General features: G+C 45.2%; 14 protein-coding genes and 1 pseudogene. 11 read left to right on the forward strand and 4 right to left on the reverse strand.

All coding sequences use genetic code 11. The annotated features are described in order from the left end of the window. Positions 1–11: 11 nt before the first annotated feature. The 6 genes and pseudogenes from UJ203_RS15805 to zinU all read left to right on the forward strand — a co-directional run bounded on the left by UJ203_RS15805 (position 12) and on the right by zinU (position 5,308). Positions 12–1,217 carry a nitrate/nitrite transporter gene (locus UJ203_RS15805; protein ID WP_322012258.1) on the forward strand — a complete coding sequence of 402 codons (1,206 nt, stop codon included), beginning with the start codon at positions 12–14 and terminating at the stop codon, positions 1,215–1,217. Positions 1,218–1,345: 128 nt separating this feature from the next. Next, positions 1,346–2,254: pseudogene (folE2, locus tag UJ203_RS15810) on the forward strand (GTP cyclohydrolase FolE2). A gap of 2 nt (positions 2,255–2,256) precedes the next feature. Further along, positions 2,257–2,832 (forward strand): L,D-transpeptidase, encoded by a 576-nt coding sequence (locus tag UJ203_RS15815; protein WP_322012260.1) that lies wholly within the window; start codon positions 2,257–2,259, stop codon positions 2,830–2,832. A gap of 84 nt (positions 2,833–2,916) precedes the next feature. Further along, a complete protein-coding gene (locus tag UJ203_RS15820; protein WP_322012264.1) occupies positions 2,917–3,741 on the forward strand; it encodes an NAD(P)-binding domain-containing protein in 825 nt (274 codons plus the stop codon). A 17-nt stretch (positions 3,742–3,758) separates the two neighbouring features. Beyond that, entirely contained in the window at positions 3,759–4,085 is a 327-nt protein-coding gene (locus tag UJ203_RS15825) for a hypothetical protein (protein WP_322012266.1), read from the forward strand. Between the two features lie 29 nt (positions 4,086–4,114). Beyond that, positions 4,115–5,308, forward strand: coding sequence for a zinc metallochaperone ZinU (gene zinU, locus UJ203_RS15830; RefSeq protein ID WP_322012268.1), 1,194 nt, complete (start codon positions 4,115–4,117; stop codon positions 5,306–5,308). A gap of 47 nt (positions 5,309–5,355) precedes the next feature. Here the strand turns inward: zinU and UJ203_RS15835 are convergent, their stop codons facing one another. Beyond that, positions 5,356–6,036 (reverse strand): amino acid ABC transporter permease, encoded by a 681-nt coding sequence (locus tag UJ203_RS15835; RefSeq protein ID WP_026014657.1) that lies wholly within the window; start codon positions 6,034–6,036, stop codon positions 5,356–5,358. 9 nt (positions 6,037–6,045) lie between these two features. Beyond that, complete coding sequence (locus tag UJ203_RS15840; protein ID WP_322012272.1) at positions 6,046–6,909, reverse strand: transporter substrate-binding domain-containing protein; 864 nt, start codon at positions 6,907–6,909, stop codon at positions 6,046–6,048. Positions 6,910–7,076: 167 nt separating this feature from the next. On the opposite strand from UJ203_RS15840, the gene UJ203_RS15845 reads away from it, so the two are divergent. The 5 genes from UJ203_RS15845 to UJ203_RS15865 all read left to right on the forward strand — a co-directional run bounded on the left by UJ203_RS15845 (position 7,077) and on the right by UJ203_RS15865 (position 11,489). After that, entirely contained in the window at positions 7,077–8,213 is a 1,137-nt protein-coding gene (locus UJ203_RS15845) for a zinc-dependent alcohol dehydrogenase (RefSeq protein ID WP_322012276.1), read from the forward strand. Between the two features lie 12 nt (positions 8,214–8,225). Beyond that, positions 8,226–8,681, forward strand: coding sequence for an RDD family protein (locus UJ203_RS15850; RefSeq protein ID WP_322012277.1), 456 nt, complete (start codon positions 8,226–8,228; stop codon positions 8,679–8,681). A gap of 80 nt (positions 8,682–8,761) precedes the next feature. Further along, complete coding sequence (locus UJ203_RS15855) at positions 8,762–9,103, forward strand: YckD family protein (protein ID WP_322012278.1); 342 nt, start codon at positions 8,762–8,764, stop codon at positions 9,101–9,103. A 151-nt stretch (positions 9,104–9,254) separates the two neighbouring features. Further along, complete coding sequence (locus UJ203_RS15860) at positions 9,255–9,983, forward strand: AAA family ATPase (protein ID WP_322012279.1); 729 nt, start codon at positions 9,255–9,257, stop codon at positions 9,981–9,983. A gap of 72 nt (positions 9,984–10,055) precedes the next feature. Further along, entirely contained in the window at positions 10,056–11,489 is a 1,434-nt protein-coding gene (locus UJ203_RS15865) for a glycoside hydrolase family 1 protein (RefSeq protein WP_322012281.1), read from the forward strand. 35 nt (positions 11,490–11,524) lie between these two features. On the opposite strand, the gene UJ203_RS15870 is transcribed toward UJ203_RS15865, so the two are convergent. Both UJ203_RS15870 and nucA read right to left on the reverse strand, forming a co-directional pair. Beyond that, positions 11,525–11,923 carry a competence protein ComJ gene (locus UJ203_RS15870; protein ID WP_188323519.1) on the reverse strand — a complete coding sequence of 133 codons (399 nt, stop codon included), beginning with the start codon at positions 11,921–11,923 and terminating at the stop codon, positions 11,525–11,527. Between the two features lie 26 nt (positions 11,924–11,949). Beyond that, entirely contained in the window at positions 11,950–12,387 is a 438-nt protein-coding gene (gene nucA, locus UJ203_RS15875; protein WP_024120178.1) for a DNA-entry nuclease, read from the reverse strand. Positions 12,388–12,544: the final 157 nt, after the last annotated feature.

Raw genomic sequence — 12,544 nt, forward strand, 5'->3', positions numbered from 1 at the left:
AGGGGAATGTTATGAAGCTGTCGGAACTGAAAACAAGCGGTCACCCGTCCACTTTGCTCTGCTCGTTTTTATACTTTGATGTAAGTTTTATGATATGGGTTATGCTTGGGGCGCTTGGTGTTTATATTTCTCAGGATTTTGGCCTGTCTCCCTTTGAAAAAGGGCTTATCGTGGCTGTGCCGATTTTATCGGGATCTGTGTTTCGGATCATATTAGGCGTATTAACGGACAGAATCGGGCCGAAAAAAACAGCTGTGACCGGAATGCTGGTGACAATGATCCCGCTGCTTTGGGGAACTTTTGGCGGCCGTACGCTGACTGAGCTTTACGCGATCGGCATTCTGCTTGGCGTGGCAGGCGCGAGCTTTGCTGTTGCGCTTCCTATGGCAAGCCGGTGGTATCCGCCTCATTTGCAGGGACTGGCGATGGGGATAGCCGGTGCGGGTAACAGCGGCACCTTGTTTGCGACACTGTTTGGCCCCCGTCTTGCAGAGCAGTTCGGCTGGCACAGCGTGATGGGAATTGCGCTTCTTCCTCTGATCATCGTCTTTATTCTATTTGTTTTCATGGCGAAGAATTCTCCTGAACAACCGGCGCCGCAGCCGCTCAAAAACTACTTGCAGGTGTTCAGACAAAAGGAAACGTGGTTTTTCTGTCTGCTGTACAGTGTTACTTTTGGAGGATTTGTCGGGCTGTCCAGCTTTTTGGCGATATTCTTCGTCGATCAATACCAGCTGTCAAAAATTCACGCGGGAGATTTCGTCACATTATGTGTAGCAGCGGGCAGTTTTTTCCGGCCTGTAGGGGGCTGGATTTCCGATCGAGTCGGGGGCACGAAGGTTCTTTCTGTTCTGTTTGTCATCGTGGCTCTTTGCATGGCTGGAGTCAGCAGTCTGCCGTCTCTTTCAATGGTTATCATCCTTTTATTTGTCGGAATGATGGGACTCGGAATGGGCAACGGAGCAGTGTTTCAGCTCGTCCCGCAGCGCTTCCGGAAAGAAATTGGAATGGTGACGGGGATCGTCGGCGCAGCAGGAGGCATCGGAGGGTTCTTTCTGCCAAACATTTTAGGGTCATTAAAACAGATGACAGGCACATATGCCATCGGATTTATCACGTTTTCCTGTATCGCATTGCTGGCGTTTGTGCTTGTGAGTGCCGCAGGATATTACTGGAGAAAAAGCTGGAGCGCGGAAAGCAGCCCGGCGGATGTTTGATGTTGGATGGGAGACACGCGCTTGCGCGTGTCTTTTTTTGCTGTTTTCAACTTTCTCTTGATTTTAACTCGTGAACCGATCAGAATAAATAGTAATAATTACGATTTAAAGAGGAAGGAGTTTTCTGATTGGAACAACACATTCTGCTCCCGGAAAAAACGGAGCGTCTTCAATATTTTGGGTCGGTCAGTCCCATGAAAGGGCAAAAGCCTGTGGAAAAGGAGAACATGAAGGATCTTCAGAATACCAGAAAAGACTATTTTTTTTATATTCAGCAAGTAGGTGTCACCAATGTGTCTCACCCGGTCACTGTTACCTCAGCGTTGAAGCCTTGTCAGCAAACGACAGCAGCGAATTTTACCATGACCGCCAGCCTGCAGCGGAATCAGAAGGGCATCAATATGAGCCGATTCACAGAGCAGCTTCAACGCTATCATCAAAACGGCTGGATTCTCTCATTTTCTTCTCTTCAGTAATTTACGAAAGAGCTTGCAGAAAACATGGATCAAATCTCGGCTTCCGTCGAAGTGCGGTTTCCATGGTATTTCGAAAGAAAGAGTCCAATGCTTGGGAAAGTGGGGCTGATGCATGCTGAGATGCTGATGTCTGTCACTTATCACGAAGATCAGCCGTTTAAACAGCGGGCCTGTATCTCAGCGAAAGTAACGACTCTTTGCCCTTGCTCTAAGGAAATCAGTGAATACAGTGCCCACAATCAGAGAGGAACGGTCAGCATTTTGGCCGATATTCATCCAACGGCACTGCTCCCTGTCGATGTAAAAGCCGATTTGCTTCACGTTGCAGAATCAAATGCCAGCGCGAGACTGCACCCGGTGCTAAAGCGGCCGGATGAAAAAGCCATAACGGAAACCGCATATGAAAATCCCAGATTTGTTGAGGATCTGGCTCGTCTCATTGCCGCAGATTTATATGAGCTTGAATGGGTGTCGGCCTTTGATATTGAATGCAGAAATGAAGAATCAATTCATCTGCACGATGCCTATGCGAAGCTTATGTTTTCGAAACAGGGGGAATGACTATGAAACTTTCATTCTTATTACTTGCTGTTTTTGCGCCGGCAATTCTGCTGTCAGCCTGCTCTTATCATGCGGACGAGAAAGCGGGATCTCAAATGAAGAAAACAGACAAACACATAACGGCAGAGAAAACAAGCATTGATTGGACAAAGCCTTCCGGCGGAGAATACCCCGATATCAAGCAGCTGAAAAATGTCTGGATTGAAGTGGACGTGAAACAGCAGAAGGCTTATATCAAAGCCGGAAGCAAAACCATCTACACCATGATCTTTTCATCAGGACTCGATCAAACCCACGATGATTCCACACCGAAAGGTACATTTCATATCGAGCCTGAACGGGGAGAATGGTTTTTCTCTGAAGGATATCAGGAAGGGGCGGAATACTGGGTCTCATGGAAAAATCATGGAGAATTTCTTTTTCACAGCGTACCCATGACAAAGGACAAAAAAGTCATTGAAAAGGAAGCAAAAAAATTAGGGGCAAAAGCATCCCATGGCTGTATCAGACTATCCATTCCAGATGCGAAATGGATATACGAAAACATACCTGTACACACAAAAGTTGTGATCAGCTGAATAGAAAGCAGTTGACAAAAAGGAAAAAAGAACATAGGATTTAAATCGTAATAATTACGTTTTGTTCAGAAAGGAGTTACTCCTATGTATAAATGGCTTATCATCGGCGGCGGAATTCAAGGGTCGACCTTGGCTGTGCATCTGGTGAAGAGCGGAAAGGTGCCTATCCAGGATCTTGCGGTCATTGATCCTCATGAACAGCCCCTTGAGTGCTGGAAGCGAAATACGGCCCGCATTCGGATGAATGATTTACGCTCTCCATCGGTCCATCACATGGATACCGAGCCGTTCAGCCTGCAAACGTATGCGGATAAAAGCCAGTGGCCGGAGGTATTCTTCGGGAGGTATAAGCGCCCCTCTTTATCGCTTTTTAATCAGCATTGTGAAACTGTATTGGATGAGATACATATTGATCAGGCGTGGAAGACAGGCATGGTGACAGACTTGAGAAGGAAAAACGGATTGTGGGAAGTGAGGACAGATGCCTCCGAAACAATCATAGGCGAAAGAGTTGTGCTAGCCATGAGTTTTTCACAACAGCCTTGCTGGCCGGAGTGGGCACAGCCATTTCAGAATGACGGCATTTATCATGTGTTTGACAGGGATGTGCAAGGGTTAAAACAGGAAGACGTTAAAGCGGCAGTTGTGGGCGGAGGGATCACGGCGGCTCATTACGCCATAAAGCTCTCAGATGACGGGCGCGACGTGACGATGTTCGTGAGGCATCCGTTCCGCACCTATGAATTTGACAGTGATCCGGGCTGGCTTGGCCCGAAGTATATGAAAAGATTCAGCAAAACGCCAGACTACCAAAAGAGAAGCAATGGATTACGAACGCCAGACATCGCGGCTCCTTCCCGAAGGACATCTCAAGAAAGCTTGCTGTCTATAGAGAAGAGGGCAGGATAAAGGTCATTCAGGATGAAGTGATATCATGTCAAAAAACAGCTGACGGCCGGCTGCAGATACAGCTGAAGAAAAATGAATCGTCATACACATTCGATCATATCGCGCTGGCAACAGGCTTTGCCTCTGACATCAGCCGATTCGAGTGGGTTCAAAAAGCAGCGCAAGCAGAGCAATTGCCTTTTGCCGGCTGCGGCTTTCCGATTGTCGGCAAGGATTTGCAATGGGGGAACGGGTTATACGTGATGGGTGCCTTTGCGGAACTTGAAATCGGGCCGACAGCGAGAAATATTTCCGGGGCGCGAAAAGCGGCATTCACCATTACACATACGGCATTTAAATCGTAATGATTCTATTTTGAGAGGGTATGATCACAATGAAAAAAATTCCGGTTACAGTACTAAGCGGCTATCTTGGCGCGGGAAAAACAACACTGCTCAACAGCATTTTGCAAAATCGCGAAGGCTTAAAAATAGCCGTTATTGTAAATGACATGAGTGAGGTAAACATTGACGCGGGGCTGGTCAAGCAGGAAGGCGGGCTTTCCAGAACAGATGAAAAGCTAGTGGAAATGTCAAACGGCTGCATTTGCTGCACACTTCGCGAGGATTTGTTAGTCGAAGTGGAGAAGCTGGCAAAAGACGGACGGTTTGATTATATCGTAATCGAATCGACGGGAATCAGCGAACCGATCCCGGTGGCCCAGACATTTTCTTATATTGACGAAGAGCTGGGAATCGATCTCACCAAGTTTTGTGAGTTAGATACGATGGTGACAGTGGTTGATGCGAACCGTTTTTGGCATGACTATCAGTCGGGTGACAGCCTTCTGGACCGCAAAGAAGCACTTGGGGAAGAAGACGAAAGAGAAATTGCCGACCTGTTAATCGATCAAATTGAGTTTTGCGATGTTCTGATCTTAAATAAATGTGATTTAGTCAGCGAGCAAGAGCTTGAACAGCTTGAGAGAGTCCTTCGCACCCTGCAGCCAAGGGCTACATTCATTCGCGCTGTCAAAGGGAACGTCAAGCCGCAGGAGATTTTACATACGGGCCTATTTAACTTCGAGGAAGCGAGCGGATCTGCCGGCTGGATAAGAGAGCTGACGGCAGGCCATGCAGCCCATACCCCGGAAACCGAGGAATACGGCATTTCTTCATTTGTTTATAAAAGACGGCTGCCATTTCACTCAACTCGCTTTTATCACTGGATGGATCAAATGCCTAAAAATGTTGTCCGCGCCAAAGGTATCGTCTGGTGCGCATCGCATAACAGCCTCGCTCTTCTGATGTCCCAAGCGGGCCCGTCCGTAACGATTGAGCCGGTATCCTATTGGGTGGCGGCAATGCCGAAGCTTGAGCAGGAGCAAATCAAACAGCAGGAGCCGGAAATATTAGAGGATTGGGACCCGGAATTCGGCGATCGTCTGACGCAGCTGGTGTTTATCGGAACAGACTTGGATGAAGACGCCATTACGAAGGAGCTGGATCAATGTTTGCTGACTGAATATGAGTTTGATTCCGATTGGTCACTGTTTGAAGATCCATTTAAATGGAAGCTGAATCAATAGGAAAAAGCCGTCTCCTGCGGAGCGGCTTTTTTTAATGAAACGTTTGTTTAAAGATAATGCGCGTATTTCTTCTCAAGGATATTCTGAAAAGCCGCCGCAACGGAGCAGATGGCCCAATAAATGAGTGCGGTCAGAATATACATGGTCATGTAATCAAACTCTCGGCCCCCGATAATTTTCGCATGCTGGAGCAATTCCGGCACCGTAATCATCGCGGCAAGCGAGGATGCCTTGATCAAATCGAGCAATACATTGGCGAGCGGAGGCAGCGCAATGCGGATCGATTGCGGCAAAATGATGCCCCTCATCGTCTGCCAATATGAAAGACCGAGCGAGGATGCGGCTTCCCACTGTCCCTTTTCAACGGATGAAATGGCTGAACGGTTAATTTCCGCAATATAAGCGGCGCTGTTGAGGCTAAAGCCGATCAAGGCGGCCGTAACGGCAGAAAATTCAATGCCGATATAAGGGAATCCAAAATAAAGGATAAACAGGATCACCAAAATCGGAACGCCGCGCATAAAGGAAATGTAGAGACGCGCCGGCCATCTCAGCAGGGCAATCTTAGACATTCTGGCGAGCGATATAAACAGCCCGATTACCGTTCCCGCAAACATGCTGACAAAAGAAATAAGCAACGTGTACCCTATACCCTTTATGACATAAGGAAACGATTCAATCGCCAGCTGTGTGTTGAAAATATATTCCCACTGAATGCTGTACATCATGGCGTCTGATTACAGGTCAACGTCTTGAACGTCGACATCCAGTTTCTTTGATACATCCGCTTTATTAAAGAATTGTTTCGACAGCTTTGTCAAAGTGCCGTCCTTGCTCATCTTTTTCAGCGTCTCGTTCATTTGTTTCTGAAGCTCAGTATTGCTTTTTTTCATGACAAGCGCCTGTTTGTTCGGCATGTACTTGATGTCAGGATGGATCGTTATGTTAAGATCCGGGAATGCCGCGAGTGCCAGTGTCTGCAGGTAATAGTCGTTTAAGATGACATCAGTGCGGCCGTTGGCAACATCTTTTAAATACTGCTCGTTGGTCGCGTTATCATAAATGACTTCTTGTGCGCCGTATTTTCTGGCAACGTCCATATAGACAGTTGTCGCTGCGCCAGCCGCTTTTTTCCCTTTTAAATCTTTCAGTGTTTTAATCCCTGATAAATCATCTTTTCGGACAATTGCTGTGCCATATGAATATTTATAAGGAGAAGAAAACGCGAACTTTTTCTCGCGGTCCTTTGTCACATCTATATCATTGGCGGCAGCGTCAACCTGGCCGCTGTTCACCGCTGTCAGCATCCCGTCGATGCCCATTTCCTTGAACTCGACTTTGAGTCCGAGACGTTTAGCCGCTTCTCGAACAACTTCAACCTCATAGCCTGTCAGTTGATCCTTACCTGAATCGGTATCATGATAGGACGTAGGATAAAGTGTGCCGGACGTAGCAACGACGATTTTTCCTTTTTCTTTGATCTGCTCCCAGCCTGTATCCTTGGAACCGGCTTCATCTTTGCCGGAACAGGCTGCCAATATAAGAAAGAAAGCCATTGTAAAGCTAAAGATAACGGCTTTTGATTGCTTACATGATTTCACCTATGTTTCCCCCAATCTGTTAATCAACTAAAAAGATAGCATTGAACATAAGGGGTTGCAATATGTTGATGGCGTTTTCAAAAAGTTCGAATTGTGTATACAAATGAAGCTGAGAGTTTAAAAGCAGCCGGGAAGGGAAGGAGTCATAAAAAAGGAGTTGGCCAAGGATGAAAGCACTGACATACCAAGGGAAAGAGCATGTGGAAGTGAAAGAGGTTGAAGCTCCCCGGATTCAGGATGCAAGAGATGCTATTATCCGCATTACGGCAACAGGTATTTGCGGCTCTGATCTTCATTTGTATAAAAACGGGATTCCGGCTGCGTCGGATTATATTATCGGACATGAACCGATGGGAGTAGTTGAAGAGACCGGAAGCGAGGTTCAATCACTAAAAAAAGGCGATCGTGTCGTGATTCCGTTTAACATTGGGTGCGGCGAATGCTTTTATTGCAAGCATCAAATGGAGAGCCAGTGCGACGAATCAAATCCAAACCCGCATACTGATGTCGGCGGTTTATTTGGTTTTTCTGAAGATAACGGCAATTTTCCTGGAGGACAGGCTGAATACTTGCGGGTGCCGTTTGCTGATTTTTCATCCTTCAAAGTTCCTGCCGATAGTGAGCTTAAGGATGAACAGGTCTTGTTTCTATCCGACGTGATGCCGACAGCATATTGGAGCGTGGAGCACAGCGGAGTGAAAAAAGGCGATACCGTCTTGATTCTGGGAGCGGGGCCGATTGGGTTAATGGCGCAAAAATTCGCTTGGATGAAGGGAGCGAAACGCGTCATCTCCGTGGATCAAGTTCCTCATCGACTGGAGCATGCAAAACGGACAAACAGCGTGGAAACGTTCAACTTTACAGAACATGATGAGATCGGGAAGCTTCTTTATGATGAAACGGACGGCGGAGCGGATGTCGTTATTGATTGTGTCGGAATGGACGGGACCCCGCTGTCGAAAGAAAAAACATCTGAAAAGCCGAACCAATTCGGAACCATCAGCCCGATTCTCACCGCGTCTGAAGCAGTCAGAAAGTTCGGCACAGTTCAGCTGACAGGGGCATATATTTCTCAAGCGGACGGTTTTCCGCTCGGCGCTTTCTTCACCCGCAATGTATCTGTCAAAATGGGACAGGCACCTGTCATTCATCTGATGCCGATGCTGTATCAACTAGTTGAGCAGCAAGAAATTGATCCTACCGATATCATTACGCACAAATTAAGTCTTGCTGATGCCCCTAGAGCATATGATATATTCGATAAGAAAGAAGACGGCAACATTAAAGTCATATTGAAACCATAATGGGGGAGTTACATGAACATCTACAAACCAGCCGGATTTTGGATCAGACTAGGAGCGTCATTACTGGATTACATTATTGTCTCGGTGCCCCTTTTGCTGATCTATTGGCTGATCACAGGAAAAGACCCGAACGACAGCATGATCATCAGCCTGGTCGTTTTGCTGTACTCTATTTTGCTGCCGGTATTTTGGCAAGGTTATCTCATCGGAAAAAGGATTTGCGGAATCAGAATCGTAAAAAAAGACGGGTCACAGGTCGGCCTGGTTACCATGATTATGCGAGTCATCATTGGCGGCCTGGTTTACGGCATAACCTTCGGGCTTGGCTTAATTGTCAGCCTGTTTATGATCGGGCTGAGAGAAGACAAACGGACGCTGCATGATTTTATCGCAGGAACATACGTTACTTACGCATCACCGGGAGAAGAAGAACTTTATACGGACGAACAGATCAGAAAGAGCGAATAATGGTTCGCTCTTTCTATTTTGTATGCATAAAAAACAGAATGAAGCAAAATATATGAAAAAAGTTAGGAGGAATAAACTGGATGAAAAAAGTGAAAGTCAATATCATCGGAATGCTCATTGCCGCGGCTTTTATTTCTTTAACTGGCACAGCTGAAGCAGCGGGAAAACAGAATCAGCAGCCGCCTGCAAACGTTACACTGACTGAACAGCAAAAGAAAGAAATTGAACAGCTGGAAGCAGACATATTAAAAAAACGCAAGGATGTCATCTCAAAGTATGTAGAATACGGAGTTCTGCCTAAAGAAAGAGGAGATCACATCACAAATCACATGGTCAAACACTTTGAAATGATGAAACAAAACGGCTTTGTTCCGAAACCTCATCCTCATCCGCATCCGCATAAATTTGAAAAGAGACATTAGGCTGTAAGCATCCAATTGAGGTTGGGTGCTTTTTCATTATCGTTAAAAAGAATATACTGACAATATAATATATAATTTGGAATATGAGAACGCATTCTTATGGCTCAAAAGATTTTACTTCATATATTCATTTAACGCGAGAGGAGAAGCTATGTTTTTAAAAAGAGTAACACTCCTTAGAGATAAGATCCCGTCCTTTAACAGATACCCATTCACTATCCCTGCTGTAAGTCAATTACACGACATTTCATTTACCAGAGAAGTGACTTTTTTTGTCGGGGAAAATGGCTCGGGGAAATCAACGTTGCTTGAAGCAATTGCTGATAAGTGTGAATTTAATACAGCGGGCGGCAGCCGTAATAATATCTATGAATTGCAGGAGTCAGACTCTCATTTGGGAGATTACATACGTTTATCATGGCTTCCTAAGATCACAAATGGTTTTTTCTTAAGAGCAGAATCGTTTTATCAGCTTTCTCTTCATCTTGATGAAGTGGAACGGGATGCTCCGCAGCCATATCTCTCCTATGGCGGGAAGCCGCTGCACAAGCAATCGCATGGTGAGTCTTTTATGTCGCTGTTTCAACATCGTTTTAAAGGAAAAGCCATTTATCTTTTAGATGAGCCTGAAGCTGCTCTTTCTCCCTCACGGCAGTTAGCTTTTTTGAGAGTCATACACGATTTAGTGAAAGGCGGAAATGTACAGTTCATCATTGCCACTCACTCTCCAATTTTGCTGGGTTATCCGAATGCTGACATTTTCAGCTTTGACGGGGGCAGTATTCATCATACAGAATACGAAAGCACTGAACACGTCCAGTTAACCAGATATTTTCTTGAACAAAGAGAGAAAATATTAGCTGAACTGTTCCGGGATTAACATCGTGTTGCTATGAAACGCGTTTCATAGCCTATGATAGGCTTATCAAATATTTCAGGAGTGATTAACACAATGATCCATCAACATCCAGAATCTTTTCCGAAACATTTTTTATGGGGCTCGGCTTCAGCAGCTTACCAGGTTGAAGGAGCTTGGAACGAAGATGGCAAAGGCCCTTCTGTATGGGACGTGTTTACGAAAATCCCCGGCAAAACGTTTAAGGGCACCAATGGTGATGTTGCAGTTGACCATTATCACCGTTATAAGGAAGATGTCGCTCTGATGGCTGAGATGGGGCTGAAGGCATATCGATTCTCTGTCAGCTGGCCGCGTATTTTTCCAAAAGGAAAAGGAGAAATCAATGAAGCCGGTCTGGCATTTTACGATAACCTGATTGATGAATTGCTTTCTCATAACATAGAACCGGTTTTGACTTTATATCACTGGGATTTGCCTCAGGCGCTTATGGACGAGTATGGCGGATTTGAGTCGAGAAACATCATAGAGGATTTTAATCATTACTGCATTACTCTTTATAAACGCTTTGGGCAGAAAGTGAAATATTGGGTAACGTTAAATGAACAAAACTACAATTTTAATCACGGCTTTCTAACAGCTATGCATCCGCCTGGCGTGAAGGACAGAAAACGATTTTACGAAGCAAATCATATTGCGTTTCTGGCAAATGCGAAAGCCATTGAGTCCTTCAGAAAATATGTGCCCGAAGGCAACATAGGACCAAGCTTTGCTTATTCTCCCGCATACCCTTTAACCAGTCATCCAGAGGACATTACGGCATTTGAAAATGCTGAAGAATTTATGAATAATTGGTGGCTGGATATGTACTGCTGGGGAACCTACCCGCAAATTCCTTTCCGCTATTTAGAAAAACAGGGATGGGCGCCGACAATCGAACCGGGTGACATGGAGCTGCTTGCTAAAGGGAAGCCGGATTTTGTAGGTGTCAACTATTATCAAACGATTACTTACGAACGAAATCCGCTCGACGGTGTTTCAGAAGGGAAAATGAATACGACGGGACAAAAAGGGACCAATCAGGAAACAGGGATGCCGGGACTATTTAAAACTAAGAAAAACCCGAACCTAACAACGAGCAACTGGGATTGGACGATTGATCCGGTAGGATTGCGTATCGGGCTTCGCCGTATTACGACACGTTATCAGCTTCCTGTGTTTATTACAGAAAACGGTTTAGGAGAATTCGATAAAGTTGAAGACGGCACTATACATGATGATTATAGAATTGATTATTTGCAATCGCATCTTGAGCAATGCAGACAGGCCATTAGTGATGGAGTCGATTTGATTGGATATTGCAGCTGGTCCTTTACTGATTTGTTAAGCTGGCTGAACGGTTATCAAAAAAGATACGGCTTTGTTTATGTGAATCGTGACGAAGAGAATGAACATGACTTAAAACGATTGAAGAAAAAAAGCTTTTATTGGTATCAGGATGTCATTAAGACAAATGGAGAAAATGTATAAAGAGTCCCTGAGAGTATTCCTCTCAGGGCTTTTCATTAGACGGAAACAGCATCAATGATATAAGTGTCAGCGTGCAGATCTGACAGCTCAGCCGGCACAGTGTAGCATGTGAATTGATAGTCCCCTTTAGGAAGGTCAAAGGACAGCCTTTTGGACATGATGCTTTCAATTTCAATTCCGTCTTTTGTGACGTGAAAAGGAACAGTCACTTTTTTTTCGTAGGATGCAACTGTTTCTGAACTGTTAAGGCGCAAAAGAATATATACCTTTGAATTTCGCTGTGCCTCAAACGAAATGGCTTCGTCCGCTTCCGCATATCCTTTTTCAATCGCTTCATCTGTCCAATCGATGACTGGCGGTGCGGAACCCTTTTGAAATACAGTAAATTGATGATATGAAATCGTCAGTTCTTGCGGCTTCCATGATTTGATCAATGTGCTGTTCCTCCTCTTTTAACTGTTTACTGAATCGTAAATAAAACCTTTGTGCCGTCAGGGTAATCGGTCAGCTGATGCCCGACCCAGGAGCCTGCGCCGCGATTGTCAGCGGGAGAAATATATTCTACAGAAGCCCCTTCACCGCCTTCTTTGCACATGGCCATTGGCCATTCATCTCGGTCATACCCTGTTTTGGAAGGTACGTCTTTTAATGATTGTTCGCGGCGTTCCTCAGCTCCGTCTCTGTCTATGGTGCACACATCTGAATGTCCCTCACTTATTGCGTCCTTGATATGATTTGCTGTCTCAGGATAACGCTCAGAAGGGAAGGCCAGTGTTTCGTCATATTCTTCTGTTTGAGACGTTTTTTGATCGTCTGAGAAAAAGTCTCCCTTAATCAGGCCAACAGCTGCAGCTGCTATGACGACTATGACGAGAAGTAAAGTTTTTATAATGTCCATTCGTGATGATCACCTCCCGCGTCAGCAACTTTAAAACTGCTCCAAGAGTAATGCAGAAAGGGCTGGGTGTAAAGATTAAAATTTTTTGTTTTGCCTTAGGTTTATTGCAGAAATCGTAATTTTAGCAGATCGAAATATTCATTTTTAAAAAAATAAC

Source organism: Bacillus sp. V26, from assembly GCF_034296245.1.
In the GTDB taxonomy this organism is placed as follows: Bacteria; Bacillota; Bacilli; order Bacillales; family Bacillaceae; genus Bacillus; species Bacillus halotolerans.